This is a genomic window from Parvularcula dongshanensis (assembly GCF_014199615.1).
GTDB classification, from domain to species: Bacteria; Pseudomonadota; Alphaproteobacteria; order Caulobacterales; family Parvularculaceae; genus Parvularcula; species Parvularcula dongshanensis.
This window is the reverse complement of sequence record NZ_JACHOB010000006.1, coordinates 117,338-139,952: the sequence shown is the minus strand read 5'-3', so window position 1 is coordinate 139,952 and position 22,615 is coordinate 117,338. Positions and strand designations below refer to the sequence as shown.

18 protein-coding genes are annotated in these 22,615 nt (G+C 67.8%); 9 read left to right on the top strand and 9 right to left on the bottom strand.

What is annotated here, in order from left to right; genetic code table 11:
- Nucleotides 1-83 precede the first annotated feature (83 nt).
- Both GGQ59_RS13035 and GGQ59_RS13030 read right to left on the bottom strand, forming a co-directional pair.
- Nucleotides 84-1,430, bottom strand: coding sequence for a PepSY-associated TM helix domain-containing protein (locus GGQ59_RS13035; RefSeq protein WP_183819320.1), 1,347 nt, complete (start codon nucleotides 1,428-1,430; stop codon nucleotides 84-86).
- A complete protein-coding gene (locus GGQ59_RS13030) occupies nucleotides 1,427-1,870 on the bottom strand; it encodes a hypothetical protein (RefSeq protein ID WP_183819318.1) in 444 nt (147 codons plus the stop codon). The genes GGQ59_RS13035 and GGQ59_RS13030 overlap by 4 nt, the downstream gene beginning before the upstream one ends.
- Between GGQ59_RS13030 and GGQ59_RS13025 the strand changes: the two genes are divergently transcribed.
- From GGQ59_RS13025 to GGQ59_RS13000, 6 genes are all read left to right on the top strand, one after another.
- Nucleotides 1,862-2,329, top strand: a complete 468-nt coding sequence (locus GGQ59_RS13025) for a MarR family winged helix-turn-helix transcriptional regulator (RefSeq protein ID WP_183819316.1) — start codon at nucleotides 1,862-1,864, stop codon at nucleotides 2,327-2,329. The genes GGQ59_RS13030 and GGQ59_RS13025 overlap by 9 nt on opposite strands.
- Nucleotides 2,326-3,762: an efflux transporter outer membrane subunit gene (locus GGQ59_RS13020; protein ID WP_183819314.1), complete on the top strand. Its 1,437-nt coding sequence runs from the start codon at nucleotides 2,326-2,328 to the stop codon at nucleotides 3,760-3,762. Before GGQ59_RS13025 ends, GGQ59_RS13020 begins: the two co-directional genes overlap by 4 nt.
- Nucleotides 3,759-5,075, top strand: a complete 1,317-nt coding sequence (locus GGQ59_RS13015; RefSeq protein WP_221401042.1) for an HlyD/EmrA/EmrK family protein — start codon at nucleotides 3,759-3,761, stop codon at nucleotides 5,073-5,075. The genes GGQ59_RS13020 and GGQ59_RS13015 overlap by 4 nt, the downstream gene beginning before the upstream one ends.
- The gene (locus GGQ59_RS13010; protein ID WP_221401041.1) at nucleotides 5,072-6,610 is read left to right on the top strand and encodes a DHA2 family efflux MFS transporter permease subunit; all 1,539 of its coding nucleotides are present in this window, start codon (nucleotides 5,072-5,074) and stop codon (nucleotides 6,608-6,610) included. The genes GGQ59_RS13015 and GGQ59_RS13010 overlap by 4 nt, the downstream gene beginning before the upstream one ends.
- A 407-nt stretch (nucleotides 6,611-7,017) precedes the next feature.
- On the top strand, nucleotides 7,018-7,953 hold the full coding sequence (locus tag GGQ59_RS13005) for an XdhC family protein (RefSeq protein WP_183819312.1): 936 nt from the start codon (nucleotides 7,018-7,020) through the stop codon (nucleotides 7,951-7,953).
- 236 nt (nucleotides 7,954-8,189) lie between these two features.
- Nucleotides 8,190-8,756, top strand: a complete 567-nt coding sequence (locus GGQ59_RS13000) for a nucleotidyltransferase family protein (protein ID WP_183819311.1) — start codon at nucleotides 8,190-8,192, stop codon at nucleotides 8,754-8,756.
- Nucleotides 8,757-8,956: 200 nt separating this feature from the next.
- Here the strand turns inward: GGQ59_RS13000 and GGQ59_RS12995 are convergent, their stop codons facing one another.
- The 4 genes from GGQ59_RS12995 to GGQ59_RS12980 all read right to left on the bottom strand — a co-directional run bounded on the left by GGQ59_RS12995 (nucleotide 8,957) and on the right by GGQ59_RS12980 (nucleotide 15,415).
- The gene (locus tag GGQ59_RS12995; protein ID WP_183819309.1) at nucleotides 8,957-10,768 is read right to left on the bottom strand and encodes an aminopeptidase P family protein; all 1,812 of its coding nucleotides are present in this window, start codon (nucleotides 10,766-10,768) and stop codon (nucleotides 8,957-8,959) included.
- 44 nt (nucleotides 10,769-10,812) lie between these two features.
- Nucleotides 10,813-13,092, bottom strand: a complete 2,280-nt coding sequence (locus GGQ59_RS12990; RefSeq protein WP_183819307.1) for an LPS-assembly protein LptD — start codon at nucleotides 13,090-13,092, stop codon at nucleotides 10,813-10,815.
- Between the two features lie 80 nt (nucleotides 13,093-13,172).
- On the bottom strand, nucleotides 13,173-14,270 hold the full coding sequence (lptG, locus tag GGQ59_RS12985) for an LPS export ABC transporter permease LptG (protein ID WP_183819305.1): 1,098 nt from the start codon (nucleotides 14,268-14,270) through the stop codon (nucleotides 13,173-13,175).
- Nucleotides 14,267-15,415 (bottom strand): LptF/LptG family permease, encoded by a 1,149-nt coding sequence (locus GGQ59_RS12980; RefSeq protein ID WP_183819303.1) that lies wholly within the window; start codon nucleotides 15,413-15,415, stop codon nucleotides 14,267-14,269. Before GGQ59_RS12980 ends, lptG begins: the two co-directional genes overlap by 4 nt.
- Nucleotides 15,416-15,570: 155 nt before the next feature.
- On the opposite strand from GGQ59_RS12980, the gene GGQ59_RS12975 reads away from it, so the two are divergent.
- From GGQ59_RS12975 to GGQ59_RS12965, 3 genes are read left to right on the top strand one after another with little or no spacing between them, the layout of a single operon-like run.
- Nucleotides 15,571-17,052: a leucyl aminopeptidase gene (locus GGQ59_RS12975; protein WP_183819301.1), complete on the top strand. Its 1,482-nt coding sequence runs from the start codon at nucleotides 15,571-15,573 to the stop codon at nucleotides 17,050-17,052.
- Nucleotide 17,053: 1 nt separating this feature from the next.
- Nucleotides 17,054-17,971, top strand: a complete 918-nt coding sequence (locus GGQ59_RS12970) for an ROK family protein (RefSeq protein ID WP_183819298.1) — start codon at nucleotides 17,054-17,056, stop codon at nucleotides 17,969-17,971.
- A gap of 11 nt (nucleotides 17,972-17,982) precedes the next feature.
- Nucleotides 17,983-18,942 (top strand): glucokinase, encoded by a 960-nt coding sequence (locus tag GGQ59_RS12965; protein WP_183819296.1) that lies wholly within the window; start codon nucleotides 17,983-17,985, stop codon nucleotides 18,940-18,942.
- A 6-nt stretch (nucleotides 18,943-18,948) separates the two neighbouring features.
- Here the strand turns inward: GGQ59_RS12965 and GGQ59_RS12960 are convergent, their stop codons facing one another.
- The 3 genes from GGQ59_RS12960 to GGQ59_RS12950 are packed head-to-tail and all read right to left on the bottom strand — an operon-like array spanning nucleotide 18,949 to nucleotide 22,563.
- Complete coding sequence (locus GGQ59_RS12960; protein ID WP_183819294.1) at nucleotides 18,949-19,626, bottom strand: TadE/TadG family type IV pilus assembly protein; 678 nt, start codon at nucleotides 19,624-19,626, stop codon at nucleotides 18,949-18,951.
- 2 nt (nucleotides 19,627-19,628) lie between these two features.
- Nucleotides 19,629-20,222, bottom strand: a complete 594-nt coding sequence (locus GGQ59_RS12955; RefSeq protein ID WP_183819292.1) for a TadE/TadG family type IV pilus assembly protein — start codon at nucleotides 20,220-20,222, stop codon at nucleotides 19,629-19,631.
- 10 nt (nucleotides 20,223-20,232) lie between these two features.
- Nucleotides 20,233-22,563, bottom strand: a complete 2,331-nt coding sequence (locus GGQ59_RS12950; RefSeq protein ID WP_183819290.1) for a TadE/TadG family type IV pilus assembly protein — start codon at nucleotides 22,561-22,563, stop codon at nucleotides 20,233-20,235.
- Between the last annotated feature and the right edge of the window lie 52 nt (nucleotides 22,564-22,615).

Genomic DNA, 22,615 nt, shown 5'->3' with positions numbered 1-22,615 from the left:
GCCGGGTTGTCGGAGGCACGTCCTTCTTCTTTCACTACGGGAAAAGCCGACCGCACGGTCTGCGACCTTAGCGCTCGATCGAGCTAGCCGTTGCGACGTGGCCGGACGATAGTGCCGTAGAGTCCCAGCACGGCAACGACGACCGCCGTTGCGGGCACGAGAAGCGCGGCGCCGAACAGCGCCCAATCGGTCTGCCGTCTTGCCGCGGCGGATGCTTTCGGCATGCCGGGCAGGCCGCGCGCCGGTCTGCGCTTCCACCAAAGGACGAGCGCGGATCCCGACAGTGCCAACACGCCCGCGCAGAGGGTCAGGTTCATGACGACGTTGAGCGCACCCGCATTGCCTTGGTGGACCGCGATGCTGGCCGCCATGACCTTGCCGCCGAGCGAGTAGTCCGCGAAGGCCACGTCCCCGATCACGGTTCCGGTGACGGGATCGATGTGCATCGTCCGGTCCCGCATCGGGTTGGCGATGTCGCCCGCCATGGTCGTCGCGCTGACGGTGTAGGTGCCCCCTTCGCCGCGCGGCAGGAGAACGCGGTAACCGTCGAAATCAGCCGCTTCGGCGAAGCGGACGACGTCGCCCAGACCGATCGCGGGCGCCTCTCCGCCCGCGAGGGACGAGCGCGGCAAGGGCGTTCGCTCGAGCGCCCAGGGCACGATGCGGGCCCCGGGGGCGTCGAGCGCGGCGTGGCGAGCGGTGCTGGCGGGGGCGGCGAACCGCTCCGCCGGGAAAGCCCCCCAGGCCTGGGTCAGCTTTTCGCCCCAGACCGGCGTCCAGGCGAGCCCCGAGACGAGGAAGAAGAGGAGGATGAGGGACACCGCCCAGCCCGTCAGACCGTGCACACGTCGCCATGCGGCGCGGCCTACCGGCGGAGCGGTGTCCCGCCCCCGCGCCGGCCAGTAAAGGTAGAGGCCGGTCAGGATCATCAGGATGCTGAAGCCCGCGACGACCTCGATGACGACGTCTCCGAACGCGCCGAGGAACAGCGTACCGTGTAGGGTTTCGGCGAGGTCCGCCAGCGACCGGCCAAGCTCGGTCTCGGCGAGTACCTCGCCTGTGTACGGATCGACGAAAAGGGCCAGCGTGCGCCCTGCGCCGTGTCCACCGGCGTGACTGCCATGCGCCTGGCTGAGATGCACCTGTACGCTGCGGTTCGCCGCGTGCGGCGACAGGTAGGCGGCGGCGCTCGCATGTGGGTGCCGAGCCTGCGCCGCAGCGACGATCTCGGCGGGGGCGAGCCTCTCCGTGCCGACCGGAACGACGAGGCGGTCGCGATTGAAAAACCCGGCGGCCGGGCCTTTCAGCACCATGACCGCACCCGTCAGCGACGCCATGACGAGGAAGGGGATGACGACGAGCCCGGCGAGGAGGTGCCAGCGCCAGACGGCGGCGTAGTGCCGCCGCGCCTTCTGCGCCGTTGCGCTCATCGGCCGAGCCCCGGGCGGGTGCCGCCGAAGACCGATCGGTCCGCGCCTGGGGTGAAGACGTCGAGGCGGACGCTCGGGTCAGTGGCGTCTGCAAGACTAGTGTCGTTCAAAGAGTGCTCCTCCCCCGTCGCCTTTCGCGCCTTCCGGAATACGTTCCGTGACGGCATGCCCTCGTACGGCGCTGTGATGCCGTACACTTCGTAGCGGCGCACGTCGAAGGTGTTTGCGTCGTCGAGCGTGTTGCCGCCTGCCCCCATCGTCACGTTCGGCGCCAAACGGAAGCGGTCGTTCGCCCTGACCCCCTCCAGCGGCTGCTGCCCGGCAACGGCATTTCCACACGGTACTGTGCTCTCCCGTTCGGGGAAGGGGCTTGCCTCCAACGCGCTATCCACTATCTGCTCAGGCACATATTGCCAAAGCAGGTAAAAACCTTGGATCACGACGTCTTCCTTGGACATGAAGAGCCCCGGCGGACGATCGGCTACCTGATCCGCCGCATCGAGCGGCTGGCTGAATCGCGGATCTCGGCGTCTTTGGCCGAAGGCGACATTACGATGACGCAGTGGATCGTGTTGGCGCTGATCAACGCGGGCACCGCCTCGACGCCCAGCCGGCTGGCTAGGAACCTCGGCCACGACACCGGCGCGATGAGCCGCCTGATCGAATGCCTCGTCAATCGCGGCCTCGCCGAGCGACGTCCTTCCGAGTCCGATAGGCGCGTCACCGAGCTGACGTTGACGGCCGAAGGGCAGGCAACCCTTCACGGTCAGGGAGAGCACGTCCGCAACGTTTGGAAAGAGGCGCTGAGCGCCCTCGAACCCGAGGAAGTGGCGCAACTCGCATCCTTGTTGCTGCGTGTCCTGACGCGGTTCGAACAACTCGAAGGGGACGACGAATGACCAAACCCCGCTCCACGCTTCTCGCCGTTACGGCGCTCGTCGGCCTTGCCGGTTGCGTCACGCCGGGCATCGAGCCCGAAGGCCGCACCGTCGATACGGCGTCGCTAGGCCTAAGCGACGTGACGGCGCCGGACGTTGCTCAGGATTGGTGGCGCGCCTTCGCCGATCCGCAGCTCGACCGCATCGTCGAGGATGCGCTCGAAGGAAACCCATCCTTGGACGATGCGTTGGCTCGCCTGCGCCTCGCTTCGGCGCAGCTTCGTACTCGTGGAGCGGATCGGCAGCCGCAGATCGAGCTCGAAGCCGGCGAGCAGCGAGCGCGCCTGAGCGGTGTCTACACGATCCCGCCGCCCTATGGCGGATCGACGCGATGGGTCGGCTCCGCACAGGCGAACCTCGGCTGGAACCTCGATCTTTGGGGGCGGAGCGCCGACGCCGTGCATCAGGCGGCGGCGCAGGCGGATGCGGCGGGGCTCGACGTCGCTGCGGCCCGGTTGGCGCTCAGTGGTGCCGTCGCACAGACCTACGTCGAACTCGCCCGGACCGAGCAGCAGGTTCAAGTCGCGGCGGACACGGTCGCGCAGCGCGAACGAGCGTTGCGCTTGGCCCGGGTGCGCCTGCGGAACGATCTGGCGACGCAGTTGGACGTTACGGCGGCCGAGACGGTCCTCGCCCAAGCGGAGAGGGTGCGCGCCGAAACCGAAGGGCAACGCGCGCTCCTCGTCCACTCGCTGGCACGGCTCGCGGGCAGGGGGGCCGACTACTACCCGACGATCGGCCGGACCGCGCTCGACTACGCCGCGACGCCTCCGATACCAGGAACCTTGCCGGCCGATCTCTTAGCCAGGCGACCGGACGTGCTGGGGGCGCGAACGCGCGTGGAGGCGGCGCTCGCAGGCCGGCAGGTGGCCCGCAAGGCGTTCTACCCCAACATCGACCTCACGGGCCTCGCAGGCGTCCAGGCGGTAGGCCTCGGCAACCTCGTTTCCGACGACGCGCTGACCTACGGCGCCGGCGCGGCCCTGCACTTACCTCTCTTCGACGGGGGCCGGTTGCGGGGTGACTACGAAGCGGCCACCGCCGAGACCGATCGTGCGATCGCCGCCTACAACGAAGCCGTCCTGGACGCGGTCCGCGATGCTGCCGACGCGCTCAGCCGGATAGACAGCTCGCGGCGCGCGCTCGAGGCGCAAGAGGCGGTAACCGCCGGTCTCCGCGAGACCCAGCGTCTCGACCAGGTCCGCGTGCGGTCGGGTCTCAGCTCCCGGCTCGAACTGATCGGCTCCGACGTCCGCCTTCTCCAAGCCGAACTGGAGGACGCGAACCTCAGGGCCGACACCGCCATCTCGACGATCCAGCTCGTCGTCGCCCTCGGCGGGGGCTTCGAACCGCCCGCCCAAATCGACATTGCCACTTCGAGGTCCGACCGATGACCGAAGCCTACGAAAAAGAACGAACGACGGACGAACGTGCCGAGCGCGAGGCGCGGGCCGCGCCCATGCTCGATACGCCGGAGCCGGAAAGAGGCGCCGCGGCAGAGCCGACGAGCGGACCGTCCGAAACGCCCAAGGGGCGCCCCAAGGCGAGGCGCCGCGGTTTCCTCCTGCTCGGGCTCGTGGTCTTGGTGGCCGCCGCAGCTTACGGCGTTCATTCGCTCTTCTTCGCCCCGCCCACTGAAGAGACGGATGACGCCTACGTGGCAGGGGACATCGTCGCCATAACGGCTCGTGATGCTGGGACGGTGACCGCGATCTACGCGGACGACACCGAGCGGGTCGAGGCGGGGCAGCCCCTCGTGGATCTCGACCCGGTCGCTGCGGACGCCGCGCTCGACGCGGCGGCGGCCGAGCTCGCCAGGGCGGTGCGAACGGTTCGTGCGGACACGGCCGACGTGACCGCAGCCGAGGCGGCAGTGGCGCAGGCGCGAAGCGACCTCGCCGCCGCACGAGACGACCTCGCGCGGCGTGGCGAGGCGGCGAACGAGGGCGCGGTATCCGGCGAGGAGCTGGCCCACGCAAGGGACGCCGTGCGGGCGATGAGCACCGCGCTCGACGTCGCCAATAGCCGCCTCGCGCAGGCCCGAAGCCATATCCAGGGCACGGATGTCCGCTCCAACCCCGCGGTGCTCTCGGCAGCGGCTCGTTATCGCCAGGCGGCGATCACGCGCAGCCATATGCACGTCGTCGCGCCGGTCGACGGCATCGTCGCGCAACGAACTGCGCAGCTCGGCCAACAGGTCGGCGCCGGTGCCCCCCTCATGTCGGTCGTGCCGCTCGGGCGCGTCTGGGTGGACGCGAACTTCCGCGAGACGCAGCTTGCCGACCTGCGGATCGGCCAACCGGTGCGCATCACGACCGACACCTATGGCGACGACGTCGCCTTTTCGGGTCGGGTGGCGGGCCTCGGTGCGGGCAGCGGCAGCGCCTTCGCCCTCCTGCCGCCGCAGAACGCAAGCGGGAACTGGATCAAGATCGTCCAGCGAGTGCCGGTGCGGGTCGAGCTCGACCAGGGCCAGCTGGCGGAGCATCCCTTGCGTATCGGCCTCTCCGTTCGCGCGACCGTGGACACCAACGACACGTCGGGCGCGCTGACGCCCCGGCCTGCCCGCGCTCCCTACGTGAGCGACCAGACCCGGACCGTCCTCGCCGAGGCGGACGCCGAGATCGATCGCATCATCGGGGCGAATACGGAAGCACAAGGAGCGTCCGGGGTTCAAACGCAGGCCGCCCTCGGAGCGATGAGGTGAGCGGACCCGGCCAGCAGCCGCTAACCGGGCCCGCGCTCGGCCTCGCGGCGTTCGCGCTCGCGCTCGGCACCTTCATGCAGGTGCTCGATACGACGATCGCGAACGTCTCTTTGCCGACCATCGCGGGGAACCTCGGCGTCGCGCCGAGCAAGGGGACCTGGATCGTCACCTCCTTCGCCGTGGCGAACGGCATTGCGGTGCCGTTGACGGGTTGGCTCATGGGGCGCTTCGGCATCGTGCGGACCTTCACCGCCTCCGTCGCGCTCTTCACCCTGGCCTCCCTCTTGTGCGGGCTCGCCTGGAACCTGCAGTCGCTGATCCTCTTCCGCATCTTCCAAGGCGCGGTCTCGGGGCCGATGATTCCGGGCAGCCAGGCGTTGCTCCTCATGATCTTCCCGCCTCAGAAGCGGTCCACTGCCCTCGGCGTTTGGTCGATGACGACGCTGATCGGCCCGATCGCGGGACCGATCCTCGGCGGCTACATCTCCGACAACTATCACTGGAGCTGGATCTTCCTCCTCAACGTGCCGGTCGGCGTGTTCTGCGCCTTCGTCAGCTGGCGCTTCCTCGCAAGCCGAGAGACGCCGACGCGCAAGCTGCCGATCGACGGGGTCGGGGTCGCGCTCCTCATCGTCTGGGTCGGCGCGCTGCAAGTGGTGCTCGACCTCGGCAAGGACGCCGACTGGTTCCACTCCGCGACCATCATCGCGATGGCACTCGTCGCGCTCGTCGTCTTCGCCGCTTGGATCATCTGGGAGCTGACGGACGGCCATCCCGCCGTCGACCTGCGGCTCTTCGCACGGCGGAACTTCGCGTTGGGGACGATCGCCTTCTGCCTCGGCTACGCCGTCTTCTTCGCCAACGTCCTCCTCATGCCGCTCTGGATGCAGACCCAGCTCGGCTACACGGCGACCTGGGCCGGTCTCGTCGCGGCCCCGAGCGGTCTCGTCGCGGTCGTGCTCACGCCGATCGTGGCGCGGGTGAGCGGCAAGATCGACGCCCGCGCGCTGGCGAGCTTCGCCTTCGTCGCCTTCGCGGTCTCGTTCTTCATGCGGGCGGGACTGACGACCGAAGCGAGCTTCTGGGACTTCACCTTCCCGATGCTGGCACAGGGCGTCGCGATGAGCTCGTTCTTCCTCGCCATGCTGACGATCCAGCTGGACGGTCTGCCGAGCGAGCAGGTTCCGTCCGCAACGGGCATCTCGAACTTCGCGCGGATCACGTCGGGCAGCTTCGCTGCGTCCCTCATCACCACGATGTGGGATCGGCGCGAGGCTCTCCATCAGAGCCGGCTCGCCGACAGGGTGACGCCGGACGCCGCCGGCTATGCCAGCGTGACCGAAACGCTGCGCAGCCTCGGCGCCGACGCCGCACATGGTTCCGCCGTCATTGCGCGGCAGATGGTCGAACAGGCCTACCTGCTCGCGGCGACGGATCTGTTCTGGCTATCCGGCTGGATCGCGCTCGCGATGATCACCTTGGTGTGGTTCACCAAGCGTCCCGGCGGGACCGCGAAGGGAATAGCGGCCGAGTAGCCAGCATGGCGACTTCGCCCCTTTGCGCCCCCTTGGCGTATCGCCCCGAACGGTTCGCCGCGGGCACGGTCCGAAAGGTCCGTGTCTGCATCCTTTCCGCGGTGCCCAGCCGCAAGTGGCGGTTCCTGTGACCAAGGCTCATGCGTGCGGTCCTGATGCTGGTGCCCTAGCCGGCAGGACCTCGCCCGCGTCAGCGAAGGGCGGCGTCGGTTGATCCGCCATCCGACGTCGATCTCGTCCGGTACGATGTCAGGCGCCATGACCTGCTAGCTCGCCAGCCGACTCGGCGTGCAACCTGATCGCTGGCTGCTGAGACGAGGGTGACACTTGCCTACGGAACCATGAGGGGCGAGGCAGGGGTTACCCACTGGAAGGATGCGCATGTCGGGCTGCCCGTCACTGCTCGCATGAGCATAGATCTCGATTACGCCGGCGACGTCCTGGCTTTCGCGGCGGCGTCGTTGCGAGCCGGCATGAGGTGCGTGCTCGGCGTCGTGACGAGCACGACCGGCGGCGGCGTCCGGGCGCCCGGAGCCCTCATCGCTGTCTTGGAAAACGGAGAGATGGCGGGCTACGTCTCGAACGGTTGCGTCGACGCGGACGTCGCGGCGCAAGCCGTCGCGACGCTCGATACGAACGAGCCGAGGCACCTACGGTATGGGGACGGCTCGCCCTTCGGCGACGTGGTCCTGCCCTGCGGCGGATCGGTCGAAGTGTGGATCACCCCCCTCGCTGCATCGCAGGCCATCACCGAGGCATCGCGCGCCCTTGCCCGACGCCAAGCGGTGACCCTTCTCTTCGCCGAGACCGGCGAGGTCCGGACGGCGGGGGCGGACGGCGATGCGAGCGGAGAGGGGTTCGCCGCCTTCACCTTCGTCCCTCGTCTCCAACTCAGGATCGTCGGTCGCGGCGCCGAGACGCTCGCGCTCGCTAGAGCCGCGTTGGCAGCGCGCTACGACGTCGTTATATGGTCACCGGACGAGGCGACCTGCGCGGCTGCGCACCGCCTCGGCGCCGTGCGTACGGTGCGACTTCAGACGCCTTCCAGCCTTCCGGAAGCGGAGGACGATGCATGGACCGCGGTCGTCCTCTTGTTCCACGAGCACGATTGGGAGCCCGCCATCCTGGCGCAAGCGCTCGGCGGCCCCGCCCCATATGTCGGCGCGCTCGGCAGTCGCAGAGCGCAAGCGGCGCGAGCGGAAGCGCTCGCGGAGATGGGTTTGACCCGGGAAGAGATCGCACGGATTCACGGTCCGATCGGCCTCGTTCCCTCCCTGAGGGACGCATCAGCCATCGCGATATCGATCCTGGCCGAAGTCCTCAGCGAGACGCGGAAGCGGTAGCGCGTCGCGACGGGTATGGTTCGCAGGCGAGCCGCCTTTCGTCGAACGCGCCCTCAGTCCGCGCCGCGCTCCTCGCCGCGACGGCCAAGAGCCCAGAAGCGCCCTCGTCGCTCTCCGCCTCGCGCTTTTCGGCCCGCCGCCCGACGGCACGTTCGCCCTATGTCGCCTTGCCGCCTAGTCAGCCTCGATTCTACGCGCCAAGCTGACAGCATGAAGCCCGTTCCCGCGCGACGCCCTTGAGACTCGCCTGCGTTCTCCTCGCGGCCGGGTTGTCTCGCCGCTTTGGCGAGGCAGACAAGCTGACGGCGCGGTTGAACGGCACCACCCTCGTCGAGGCCGCCGCCTCCGCCATTAGGCAGCTCGGACCGGACGAGCTGTTCGCGGTGACGCGGGAGGGCGGCGTACGCCCTGACGGGTTCACCTGCCTCGTGAACCCACGACCGGAGACCGGACTCGGCGCTTCACTTGCCCTCGGCGCGGCCGCAGCGGGCCGAGCCGGCGCGGATCGTTTGCTCGTCGTCCTCGGCGACGTCCCGGGGGTTGATGCGGCCTACCTGCGCGCCGTGGTCGAGCGCGCGACGTCGCTTCGCCCCTCGGCGAGCGTCGTTGGTGACGTTCGGTGCCCGCCGGCCTGCTTTCCCGCCTGTTGGTTTCCCCGCCTTGAAGCGTGCCGCGGCCATTTCGGCGCCGGTTCCCTTCTGCGAGACTTGCCCCCCGAGGCTCTCGTCGCGGCGGGAGGGGACATGCTGCGCGACGTCGATACCGTAAAGGACCTCGAAGCGATCCGACAGCGGACGGTTTGAGGACGTTCGAGGGGCCGCGACAGAGGGCTCGGTGATGGCTTCGGACAGTACGCCGATCGTATGCAAGTCTTCAGGGCCTGCGCCGAAGCCTGCGTCCGGATCGGAGCCAGGAGCGAGTGCGGCACGACACGATGCGGTGTCACCGCCGCTCGGGCGCCGGCGCGCCGCGACGTCGCGACCGGACCAGTCGCCGACGCCGGTCAGAGGGGGGCGGTGCGCGCCCTGAGCCAGCTTGCGACGTCCTCGGGCAGGCGGGGACCGATCTTCTCGAACACCTCCGCATGGTAGGCATCGACCCAGGCGCGTTCCTCGGCCGTCAGCATCTCCGGCACGATCAACTCGCGTTCGTAGGGCGCGAAGGTGATGGTCTCGAAGCCCATCATCTCGCGGTCGCCACCTTCGATCGGGGCTGGCGGCGTAACGATGATCAGGTTCTCGATGCGAATGCCGTACTCGCCCGCCTTGTAGTAGCCGGGCTCATTCGAGCAGATCATGCCCGGCAGAAGCGCCTGCGCGATCGGGTGCTTCGAGATCTTCTGCGGACCCTCGTGAACGCCGAGGTAGACGCCGACGCCGTGGCCCGTCCCGTGATCGAAGTCGAGCCCTGCATCCCAGAGGGGTTTCCGCGCGAAGGCGTCGAGGGCGTGACCCGACGTGCCGCGCGGGAAGCGGGCGACGCTGAGCGCGATGTGGCCCTTGAGGACGAGGGTGTAGCGGCGGCGCATTTCCTCCGTCGGCCTGCCGACAGAGACGACGCGGGTGATGTCCGTCGTTCCGTCCTGGTACTGACCGCCAGAGTCGATGAGGAAGAGGCTGCCGGGGTCCAAGCGGCGGTCGGTCTCGGTCGTGACCCGGTAGTGGGGGCTCGCACCGTGAGGGCCCGCGGCGGAGATGGTGTCGAAACTGATGTCTCGAAGCTCGCCCGTGTCGGCACGGAAGGCCTCGAGGCGCTTGGCCGCTTCGATCTCGGTGACGTTGCCCGAGGGGGCGGCGTGAGCGAGCCAGTGAAGGAAGCGCGTGATCGCCGCGCCGTCGCGCAGGTGCGCCTCGCGGGCGCCTTGCAGCTCGCCTTCGTTCTTGACCGCGCGGGGCAGGGCGACGGGGTCCGGGGCGAGGACGGGCGTCGCGCCCGCTTCTTCCAAGACCGTCAGGTAGCGGACGGGCGATAGGCCGGGGTCGACCATGACGCGCTTGCCGGAGAGCGCGCGGAGGGCCTCTTCGACGCTCGCCTCGTCTTGGGTGGCGACCTCGTTTCCGAGGTGGGCGCGCAGCTCGTCGCCGACCTTGCCGGGCGCCGCGAACAGGGTCCCCGTGCCGTCCGCGTGCAGGATCGCACGGCCGAGCGGCAGAGGGCTCGCATGAACGTCACCGCCTCGGATGTTAAAGAGCCAGGCGAGGGAGGTCGGCGCCGTGACCAGAGCCGCGTCCGCGCCGGCTTCCGCCACGGCCGCTCCGACGCGCTCGCGCTTTGAGGCGGCGCTCTCGCCGGCCATCGCTTCTGGCTGCGGAACGATGGCGGCGGCGGGGGGCGCGGGGCGGTCCTCCCACGCTTCGTCGATCGGGTTCGCGAGCGTCGGGCGCAGGGCGAAGCCTGCCTTCTTCGCCGCCTTCTCGAGCATCCCGAGGCTGCTCTTCGCATGAAGCATCGGATCGTAGCCGATGACGTCGTTCGGGCCCGCGTTCTTCGCGAGCCAGTTCGCGACCGCGTTCTCGTCGTAGTCCTCGTAGACGAAGTGGTTCTTATCGACCTGCTCCCGGACCTGAAGCGTGTAGCGGCCGTCCGTGAAGATCGCCGCGCGGTCCTGCATGACGACCGCCGCGCCCGCGCTGCCGGAGAAGCCGGAGACCCACATCAAGCGCTCGGCGTCGTCGGGAAGGTACTCGTTGAGGTAGGCGTCGTCGTGCGGGACCACGAAGCCGGTCAGACCCTGCGCCTTCATGCGGTCGCGCAAGAGCGGCAGGTGGCGGCCGGCGAAGCCGACGTCGGAACGGGGGTCGAAGGTCTGGAACATGGGCGGCACTCCTTGGCCGCCCCCTTAGCGAGCCGCGCCCGTGCCTAGAACCCCGTGAAGTCGATGTTGAAGGTCAGCGACCGGTTCTGGTCGAGGCCCGCCACCGTCGTGTTGTCGAAGCGGTAGTTGATGGTGAAGATCGTGCACTGGTCCTGATAGCGCAGGAGAAGCGTCTGTGCCGTCGTCGCACCGTTCTCCAGGTCCTCGCGCCAATTGCCCCCGATCGTCCAGCGATCGGTGAGGCGATAGGCGAGGGCGGTCGTCAGATACTCGTCGCGGCGTCCGCTACCGGCCGTCGCGCTGACGTTCTCGAGGTTTTGGGTCTCGACGCGAAGGTAGGAGAGGTTACCGGAGAGGCGGCCGACATTCGCGCGGAGGTTCGACTCGGCCCGGTTGAGGGTGAAGTTGTCCTTGTCGAAGCGGAAGCGGTTGTCGAAGCTGAAGCGAGAGCCGACGCGCAAGTCGAGGTTGCCGACGTAGTCGGACTGCGTATCGCCGAGGCCGGTGTCGCGGTCGAAGGCCGTGGTCTCGGACACGCGGAACTGCTGGCCGAGCAGACCTGAGAGGGTCACGCCGTTGCCGTAGACGGCGGTACCGGAGATGCCGACGTTGAGGCGCTGTCCGTCCTCCCACTGATCGAACCCGGACGACTTCGACCAGTCGAAGAGCGTCACCGTGTCGAACTGGAAGAACTGACTGTCCTCGTTGAAGACGTCGCGGCTGTAGTCCTTGTCAGGGCTGAGGGCGAGCTGGACGCGCGGCTCGATGATGTAGGTCGCACTGTCGGTCAGCTTGACGAGCGGCATCGACCACTCCGCGCCCACCGTTGGCAGGACACGGGTCGTCGTGAAGCCGTCATCGGTGCCTTCGCGAGGCAGCGTGCCGATGCAGGGGCGGCCGCGATTGTCGAGCAGCGGCGCGTTCTCCGCGTCGCTCCTGGGACGGCAGCTTTCGATGCCCAGGTTCGCGTCCTCGAAGCGGTAGACGTCCCCACGCAGCTGCGCGAAGCCGCGAAGGCGGTGGCCCGAACGCGTCGTATAGGCCTTCTCGTAGGTCGCAGACAGAACGCCGCGCGCCGTGTCGAGGCCGGTTTGACGGTTCAGGTAGAGAAAGTTTCCGAGCACCGACAACTCGCCACCGATCCGCGGCACGCCGAAGCTGCGCTGGTGGGTGATGCGCGGCAGGGCATCCGCGGAGTAGCTGTCGTCGTCCCGCCGACGCAGGGATTGAAAGGTGATCGCCGATACGTCGGTGAAGCTGTCGGGCCTGCGCCGGGTCAGCGCCAGTTCGGAAGTCAGCCGGTCCGGCTGCAGGATGTCGACCGCGTCGCGTAGCTCGCCTTCGGGCTCGATGTCGTACTCGCGCAGGTAGAGGTCGTCCGACACGAAGTTGACGTCGAGTTCGGCCTGCCAGTCGTCATCGAGTTCCTTGAACGCGTTGCCGAAGAAGTGCCAGCGCGTGTCCGGAATGTCCGCGAGCTGCGTCGTGTCGCCGCCCGACGGATTGATGATCCCGGGCTGGATCACGACGCCGCCGTCATGGGTGCGCAGGCGGTACTCGCCCTTCGCCAGCACGCCGAGGTCGGTCATGAGGCGGGGGCTGAAGGTCACGTCCTGATAGTCGGAGATCGACCAGTAGTAGGGAACCTCCGCCTCGAAGCCGCGGCGGGACGACGTGCCGATGCTTGGCGTCAGGAAGCCCGACTGACGCTCGACCGACGGGTCGGCGATCTGGAAGTAGGGCGTATAGAAGATCGGGACGCCCAAGACCTCGACGAAGGCGTTCCGGAAGCGGATGACCTTCTCTTCCTCGTCCTGCGTGACCCGCAGGGCTTTGATCTGCCAGGTGGGCGTGCGGTCGTTGCCCTCTTCGGTGCAAACCTCGCAGGCGGTGTAGACGGCGTTGTTGAGGTCGTTCCGACCGGGCTGGCGGCTGACGGACGAGCCAGCGAGGCGGCTGTCTCCGGCGAGAAGCGCGGAAAAGTTCGTCGCGACGCCCGTGCCGAGGTCCTCGGTCAGGTCCACTTCGTCGGCGAAGTAGACCTCGCCCGTCTCCTCGTAGATCGCGACGTTGCCCGACGCGGTGACGATCTCGGTCCGAGGGTCGTAGATGACTTGGTCGGCGGTGAGGTACCGGCCGCCATAGTTCGCGCGCACGTTGCCGGTCGCGACGATGGGTCCGTCCGCCGTCTCGCGCACGACGGCGTCGGCGCGGAAGAGGACGGTCTCGCCGCCCTCGGCCGTGACCGAGATGTCCTGGGGACGGGCCGCCGTGGTGCCGAGACCGAGAAAGGCGGCCGCCAGCGCGATCCTGGACACCGCCATGCCGACACTGCTCCTGCGACGCAAAACCTGGCCCCTCGGTTAACGGTTCAAAGGTAAACGAAAGCTGACCCCGGGGCCGCCTAGCCGTCCTCGCGGAAGAGGAGAAGGCTTGTCGCCGCGAGTATCGCGAGGATGGCCGGCGCCCAGGCGGCGAGGGCGACCGGGACGATCGAAGCCTCCGCCGTGGCGGCCGAGAGTTCGGATACGATGAAGAGGACGAAGCCCGCGGCCACGCCGACGCCCATCAGCCGTGCGATGCCGCCCTGACGGGCATTGCCGCTGACCGAGAACGCGCAGGCGATCAGGACCATCGCCGCGAGCTTGAGCGGAAGCGACCAGAGGTCGTGATAGCGCAGGCGGTAGGAGATCGTGGAAAGCCCTGCGCTTTCGAGCACGCGGGTCATGTCAGGCAGCTCCCAAACGGAGAGTGCATCGGGCTTGGCCTTGTCCTCTCGCAGGGCGCGAAGGTCGAGGCCGACGGGAAGGACATAAAGGGCACGCTCGTCCGCCCGGCGAAGCCCGGTCGCGGTGCGGCGCGCCTGGGCCAGGACGAAGGCGTCCTCGGTCACGGCGGCGGTCTTCGCGTCCCACCGTTCGAGGAAGGTGCCTTCGCGCGTGCGCTTCCAGATCGTCACGTCGTGCAGCATCGAATCGGCCGGATCGAAGCGCGCCGCGTGAATGACCATCGTGATGCCCTCTTCGCGTTGGCGGAGCCATATCCCCTCGCGGAAGGCGGCGAGCATCTTGCCGTCCCGCCCGCGAACCTCGTTCTTCAGCGCCTGGGCGCTGCTCTCCATCCGCGCGGCGAGAGGGTCGAGGGCGGTCACGGTCGCGAAGCCCAGGATCACCGCGAGGGCGGCGCCCGGGACGACGAGCCGCCAGACCGAGACCCCCGCCGCCCGCATGACCGCGATCTCGGACGACTTCGCCATCTGGCCGAAGGCGAAGAGCGTGCCGAAGAGGAAGACGAAGGGGCTGAGCGTGAGCAGCACCTGAGGGGCGCGCAGGAGGGTGAGGCGGAGGGCGGTCAGGAAGCCGGCGCCCTCGATCTTGCCGACCTCGCGAAGCGCCTCGATCAGGTCGACGGTGACGATGAGCGCGCCGATCACGAGGAAGAGGCCGGCGATCCCGACGAGGGTGCGGCGCATGAGGTAGCGGACGTAAAGGCGCAGCCTCATGCCGCCGCACCGCTCATGCCGGGGAAGAGACCCGTGTTGGGAACATGCCGCCGCCGGACGGCCCAGAACCGACCGGTCAGAACGCCGGCGCCCCAAACCGCACCGGCCACCGGCACGAGGTACTGAATGACGTTGAGCGCCGGAGTGTCGACGGCAGCCGTCTGCGCCGCGAAGCCGAGCGTGCGAAGGATGATGGCGAAGGCGATCGCCAGCATCAGGCGACGGGCGTGCCCCCGCCTGTTGACGGGCGCGGTCAGGAGCACGGCGGACGCGAGAAGGCCGAAGGCGAGGGCGTAGAGCGGCGTCGCGAGGCGCGCGTGCCCCTCCGCGATGAGTTCGCCCGCTTGCTCGCGGTCGTAAGCGTTCGTCGGGTCGGGGTGCAGAAGCTCGCCGAGGTAGCGCTCGGTCCCCTCGATCGTCCGCTCCCCCGGCGAGCTTTCGAGGCTCGCAAGGTCCACAGCCGTCTCCATGAAGCGGACCACCTCGACGCGGCCGTCATCGGGATCGACCCGCTGGGCCGTCCCGCGGGCGAGGAGCAGGCGGGGCCCGAACTCGGTCACTTTGAAGAGGCCGCTCTCCGCCGTGTAGGTGCGGGCGGCGCCCGGGGTGCGGGCGTCGTGGATCAGGAGGCCCACATACTGGTCGCCGGGCCGAACCTCGTCGGCGTAGATCGTCACCCCGTCCATGACCTCGGTGAAGACGCCGGAGCGGATGAAGGCGCGGGCGAGGTCCGAGCGCACCTCCTGCACCGTGTCCTTCATCGCACGGTAGCTTCGCGGCTGGAGGTCGAGGTTGACCCAGAGGACGAGGACGCTCGCGAGGACGGAGAGCAGGATCAGCGGCCGGGCGATGCGAAGGCGGCTGCCGCCCGCCGCGCCGATCACCGGCAACTCGTTGTCCGTCGCGAGCATGTTCAGCGCGTAGAGGATGGCCGCCAGCAAGGCGAAGGGCGTCACCACGCCCACGAGGCTCGGCAGGAGGAGGATCGTCACGCGCAGGAAGGCGACGAGGGAGCCGCCGTCCTCGACCATGAGGTCGACCCGCTGCAGCACCTGGGTCAGCCAGACCACCGCCGTCGTGCAGATGAGCGTCCATACGAGCGGCAGCCCGGCGGCGCGGAAGAGGTAGAGGTCGAGCCGGGTCAAGACGATGAGCCTCGCTGACGGGGCGGGGTGCGGTGCGGCCGCCGCGGCTTCACGAGCGGGTGACAGGCGGTTAGCACGCGCGCTTAACTGCGCCTAGAAGCCGCCCGTTGCCAATCGTCAAGGGCGCAGCGGCGCTCTGAGCTACGGGAATTTCTATGGACGTCGTATTCGCACCGGACCTGCCCACCACCGGCCTTCTGGCCGTCCCCGTCGCCGAGGACGGCCTCGGCTCGGACGCCTTCAAGACGATAGACGCGCGCAGCTCGGGCGCCTTGTCGCGCGCGGCGCGGGCTTCGGACTTCAATGGCAAGAAAGGCCAGACGCTGAGCGTGGCAGGCCCCGAGGGCCTTGATGAGGCGGTCGTCCTGCTCGTCGGCGTAGGCAAGGCGGACAGCTTCGGTCCGGCCGATGCCAACGCTTTCGGCGGCAAGGCGGCAGCGGCTGCGCAGGCGCGCCATGCGAGCTGCGCGCTGGTGCTCAGCGACGTCGCGCTCGGTGCGCTGACCCCGGCGCAACTCGCGGCGCAGGCCGCGCTCGGCGCCGAGATGCGCGCGTACTCGTTCACCAAGTACAAGAAGTCCGCGGAGCCCGACGACCTGCCCAAGCTTCGCAAGATCGTCGCCGTCACGGACGCGGCGGACGCGGAAGCCGCCTACGCGGACGATGCCGCCGTGGCGGCGGGCGTGCGGACCGCGCGCGACCTCGTCTCGGAGCCGCCCAACATGCTCTACCCGGCGAGCTTCGCCGAGCGCTGCCGCGAACTCGAATCCGTCGGCATCGAGGTCGAGATCCTCGACGAGGCGCAGATGATGAAGCTCGGCATGGGCAGCCTTCTGGGCGTCGGGCAGGGCTCGACGCGCGAGAGCTTCCTCGCCGTGATGCGCTGGAACGGCGGGGCGAAGGACGAGCGACCCATCGCCTTCGTCGGCAAGGGCGTGACGTTCGACACCGGCGGCATCAGCCTCAAGCCGGGCGCCGGCATGGAAGCCATGAAGATGGACATGGGCGGGGCGGCGGCCGTGACGGGCGCCCTCCACGCCCTCGCCGCGCGCAAGGCGCCTGCGAACGTGGTCGGCCTGATCGGCCTCGTCGAGAACATGCCCGACGGCAACGCGCAGCGGCCGTCGGACATCGTTACCTCCATGTCGGGACAGACGATCGAAGTGTTGAACACGGACGCGGAAGGACGCCTCGTCCTCGCCGACGTGCTTCACTACGCGCAGGACCGCTACAAGCCGTCCGCGATCGTCGACCTCGCGACGCTGACGGGCGCGATCATCATCAGCCTCGCCGACCAGTATGGCGGCATGTTCACCGAGGACGACGACTTGGCCGCTGCGCTCATGGCGGCGGGTGAAGCCTCCGGCGAGCGGCTGTGGCGGATGCCGCTGGGCGATGCGCACCGCGACATGATCAAGTCCGACGTCGCCGACATGAAGAACATCGGCGGGCGCGACGGCGGCAGCTCCTCGGCGGCGGCGTTCCTGTCGAAGTTCGTCCAGAAGGGCACGCCGTGGGCCCACCTCGACATCGCGGGCATGGCGTGGAGTGCGAAGGACAAGGACCTCTGCCCGAAGGGCGCGACCGGGTTCGGCGTGCGCCTCCTCGACGCGTTCGTCCGGGCGCGGGCAGAGTAGGATGAACCGCTCTCTCGGCCCTGACGACCGCGTCGCTGCGGTCGAGGGCGGAGGGACGAAGTTCGTCTGCGCCGTGCTGGACGGCGACCTTCGGGTCGCCGAACGCGCGGTGATCCCGACGAGGGAACCCGAAGCCACGCTCGGCGCCGTTCGGGCTTGGCTTCTGGACCGCGGACCGTTCCGAGCGCTGGGCGTCGGCTGCTTCGGTCCGGCCGAGACGCGAGCCGGTCGCCCAGACTACGGACGCCTGCTCGCGACGCCAAAGCCGGGCTGGGCGGGGGCGGACGTGCTCGGCGCCTTGTCCGGCCTCGCGCCCAGGACTGGCTTCGCGAGCGACGTCGACGCGGCGGCCCTGGCCGAGGGCAGGCGGGGCGCCGGGCGCGGCCTCGACCCGGACAGTGGAACGCTGGCCTACGTGACGGTCGGCACGGGCATAGGAGTGGGCGTCGCGCGCGGATCGTCGATCGTCACCGGTGAGGGCCACTTCGAGATGGGACATGTCGGCGTGCCGCGCGGCAGCCATGACCGCGCGGGCGGCGCCTGTCCGTTCCACGGCGACTGCCTCGAGGGGTTGGCCGCGGGGCCGAGCATCGCGAAGCGCTGGGGGGCGCCGCTTTCCGCACTGCCGCGCGACCACGAGGCCCATCGCCTGGTGGCAGGCTACTTGGCCGAGCTCTGCCGCATCCTGTTCCTGGCGCACAGGCCAGGCCGAATCGTGCTCGGCGGCGGCGTCATGAAGACGGACGGGCTGCTAGGCACGGTGGCGGCGGAGACCGAAGCGCGCCTCGCCGGCTACCTTCCCCCGCCGGAGGGTTGCGAAGGCGTAGCCGATGCGCTTGTTCCGCCCGAATTGGGTGACGATGCCGGTGTCGTCGGCGCGGCGCTGGTCGGGCTCGGCGCGCTGGGCGAAGCGGGGTGAGGGAAGAGCGAATGTCGATATTGGTCGCGGACATCGGCGGGACGAACGCCCGCTTCGCCATCGCGGAGGCGGGCGGATCGGTCACCGATGCGCGAACGCTGGCGGTCGCGGACTACCCCCGCTTCGAGGACGCCGTCGCGAACTACCTCGCGGGAGTCGCGGGGGCGCCGGACATGGCCTGCTTCGCCGTGGCCGGCCCGGCGGCCGGGGGGGAGGTCTCGTTCACCAACAGCCCGTGGGTGGTTCACGCCGACCGCACGGCGGGGCAGTTCGGCTTCCAGCGCTGCCTCCTGGTCAACGACTTCCAGGCGATCAGCCGGTTCGCGGCGCTCGCGCGTCCCGAGGACGTTCTCGTCGTCAAGAAGGGGGACGCCATCGCAGGCGCGCCCATCCTAACGATCGGTCCGGGAACGGGGCTTGGGCAAGGCATGCTGATCCTCACCGGGCACGGACCGCTCACCGTCCCGACCGAAGGCGGTCACGTCGTCCTCGCAACCCGTACCGAGGAGGAGGCCGAGATCGCGCACCGCATCGCGCGGCGGATCGGGCGGGTGACGACGGCGGAGGACGTTCTGTCCGGGTCCGGCCTCGTCATGCTCCACGAGACGCTCGGAGAGATGGCGGGCCTGGTGACCCCGCCCATGACCGCCGCGGACGTCACGGCGGCGGCAGCCGAGGGCGACAGCCAAGCCGTGCGGACCGTGCGGGCGTTCTGCTTGTTCTTGGGCACGGTCGCTTCCGACGCGTGCCTCGGGACGGGCGCGCGGGGCGGGGTCATGCTCGCCGGGGGCATCCTGCCGCGCATTCCCGACCTCCTTCTGGGATCGGGCTTCGCGGAGCGTTTCGAAGGCGACAGCAAGATGCGCAGCTACACGAAGGCGGCGCCCGTCAGCCTTCTGACGACGAAGGGCGCAGCTCTACGCGGAGCTGCGGCCTTGCTCTTGGATTCGCTGCGGACCGAGCGCGCCTAGAGGAACTCAGCTGGTCGGCCTCTTCGCGTTCGCGTCCCAGGCACGGCCGCTGCTGCATCCTTGGTCTGTACAGAGGTCCAGCTTCGCCGTGCGACGCGGCAGCCTCAGTTCCTGCACGTTGATCTGGAACGGCTCGAAGATGATGTTCGAAAGGCTCGATTGGAAACTGTAGGTCATCTCGGTGACCACGAGGTGATAGTTCTCCTGCACGACCAGTTCGTCGTCGAGCATCGATTGGTTCGCTTTCAGCCGGTCGAAGATCTCTCCCTCGTTCTGACAGCTGTGATTCTGTTGTTCGTCCTGGTCGTCGGTCTCGGGTGATACCGCCAAACCGTTGAACTCGCACCGCGCCCAGACGACGACCATCTCCTCCTTGTCGGGATCGTAGGTGATGGCTGTCATTCGCGCGTAGATGTCTCGCATGCCGTAAGGATGCAGGACGTTCTCGCCGACGTCGAAGATAGCCTGGACATCGTCCTCGTGGATCCAGTCGTCCATGATGTTGGTCGTCAGGTCACCCATCATGCTGGCAGCCATGTCCACGCGGCGTCGCGCCATGATGGCGTCGGTCACCTCGATCAGGCCGAACATGGTGAACAACATGACCGGCGCGATGAAGGCGAACTCGATCGCCATGACGCCTTCTTCGGCATGGAAGCGTCGGAGTTTGGACAGGAACCCCATGATCAGTTCTCCTCGTCGACGAGGTTCGGGTTCAGTTCCTTCGCGCTGAGGAAGGGTTCGTTGCGCATGATCTGCACGGCGATGATGGAGCGCGTGCCATCGTCGTTCTGTGCCAGGTTCAGCCCGACCGTCGGATTGACCGTTTGCAGGTTGTAACAGACCCGCACACGGATGATATCGTTCTTGTCGCCAGGTTCGTAGAGCTGCTCGTCGAACTTGAACCCTTCATCGTCGCGGCAGTTCATCTCGTCGTTCGGGATGTCCGCGAAGCTGTCGAAGCGGCGCACCTCGACCGCAAGGTTGTCACAGTTCGACGTGATGATGAGCCCGCTACAGATCGAATCGAAGAAGCATTCCATGCCGGTCTGGCACTCGCCCGGCTCAGCGTTGTACTGGAGGCCGGGTTTGAACGCCCGTCCGACCTTGACGCGGCGAGCGTTGATGCTGGTCGATTGCTCGACCATCGCGGTCGTGAAGAACACGTACCCGACTTCGAACGTCGAGAAGACGAGGGCGAAGAAGACAGGAATGATGAAGACCGACTCGATGGCGGTCACACCGTCCGTCTTCCTCGCGAAGTTCTTCAGTACGCGCATGTCGTCCTCCTTACCCCGAGATGTGGAGTTCGACGATCTTCGAGGTGATCGACTCGAACGCATCGGCGAGGTCATCCTCGGACTCGGCGAAGTAATACGCGTCCTCGTCGACTGCGCAGGCTTGCAGCATCTTGTCCGCTCGGCTGCCCGAGTTGATGTCGAAGCCGACCGTGAAGACCTTGATCCCGGATTCCCGCATTCGGTGGCAGATGCGGATCGTCTTCGCGTCCATCTCGTCGTCGAAGGCCGCCCTGGAAGACGATCTGCTGCCCGCCGTGAAGTTCAGGTCGAGCCGGTTCTCGTTCGCGAAGCCGTAGGTCGTGTACAGGCTGAGCATGTGCGAATTCGCATCGGGCGAATCGTTGTTCCCGTCGGTCATCAGCACGACGAACTTACGCCAGAGCTGCCCTTCGGGCGTGTTCGGATCGACCGCCTCGATGTAAGGCGCGCTCGGCGTCAGCGTCCGCCATCCCCAGATCAACCCGACCGCCGTGTTCGTGCTGCCGCTAGCGTTGAGCTTTTGGACGTGGTTCCAGATGGCCTTCTTCTTCGTCGTCAGCGGCAAGACGGGGCCACCGCAGCCTGCGTTCGGCCCGGTCGACGGAAGGCCGTGCGACGAGGGGCTGTTCTGCCCCGTGCGGAAGCTGTCGCTCGCATGTTCGTAACGTCCCACGAACTTGCTGCCGTTCCAGACCCCGACATAGCCTTCGCGGAACTTGTACTCGTCGCTGCGGCAGCCCGAATTGGTATAACCCATCCGATCTAGTGCGCGTTGAAGTTCGGGCGAGTTGCCCATGTTGTAGCCCTGGTCGGAGCAGCCGAGTTGACCACGGGCGTGCAGAACGAGGTTGCGGTAGCGCTCCGCGTCTTCGCGATCGCTCGTCCAGGGCGAGGTGAACTGGTAATCGTACACGTACTGATTAACGTAGTGGCTTTCGGTCCAAGGCCCGACCGTATCGAATAGATCACCGGGGAAATCGACGCGGTAGTTGCCGTATGGATCCCTAAGCCGGTATCCCTGAGGGTCGACGGGCGTGAACGCCCGCATGAAGTGATCTTTGTTGGACTCGTAGTTGAAGTCGTAGCTGCACGCATAGTAGCAATCGACGTCGTCCGGCGCGAAGGTCGGTACGAAGTAGGTTTCCTTGGCGTTCTTCGGGTCCCAAAGCCAAGGCTTTCGCGCCGCGAAGTTGTTCCACGGCTTGCGCGCGTTCCAGTTCATTCCGCTGACGAACGAAGGCTGTTGGAAGATCTGGTTGTAGGCCTGATCCGTCAGCTCGGTGCCGGGCGAGACCGGAACCTCGTCGAGAGGGAAGGGGCGCGCCTCGACGCAGCCTTTCCACGTCGCGCCGTTCGAGGCGACGCTCTTCAACAAGTCGAAGTGATTGACCTTCGTGTCTTTTACTTCGACGTGCGAGGACTGGATCGTCTGGCGGTTCGGCCCTGGAGTTTGACCGAAGACCGAGCCGTTCTCGCGGGCGAAGAAGAAGTTGCTGCCGTGCCAGTAGGACTCTGGTGTCTTGCCGCCGTAACCGTCCATCCAGTTGGTCGCCCGGTCCCGGACGATGCCGTCTTCGTCCTTGCCGACGTAATCGGCATCGACGTTCACCATGGTGTTGAACGGTACGACGCTGATCTTCAGGAACTCGTTCGTGGCGTCGTCGTCGGGCCCGTAGAACTGGTCGTGGTCGAGCATGCGCTTGACCGCGTCCTTGAGCGTTTGGATCTTTCGCTCGCCGTCGACCCTGTTCGACATCGACCCGGTGACGTCGAGCACGAGGGCGATCTCGACCCGGCCGGCACCGGGCAACGAGATTTCGCTCGTCAGGTTCAGCGGAATGGCCCCGACGCCGAAATAGGTCGAAAGGATCCCGCCCATGTCCGAGAACGCATCGGCACGGGCAGTGATCTTCGCGCAGTCCATCTCGAAGGTCAGATGGTTGTCGACGTCGAACTTCGCGTTGAGATTGCCGTTCGAGTAGAGCTGCGAGTAGCCCGGATAGTTCTTACGGAAGAACTCACGGCCGTAGCGGATCAGCGCCTCTTTCTGCTCCCGCGCCTCGTCGGTCTTAGGGGACGCCATGGAGCAGGGCTCGATGTCCTCCAGCTTGTACTGACGGGCTATGCCGAGGGCGGCGGCGTCCATGGCGTCGATCATGCCAGAGCGCTGCTCGGCGAGCTGGCTGAACTTGATCGCTCCGAAGGTGAAGCCGAGCATCGGCACGAGGAGGATGGCGTACCACGTCGTGACCGCGCCGCGCTCGCCCTTCGCAAACGCCGCGATCTTTCCGAAGACCGAGCTTTCGAGCTTCGTTTTCAGGCTCACCTTCGTGTTCGTCATTGCCCGACTCCCCTCGCCAAACGCGAGACGCGCGTCTCCGGCCGATAATCCG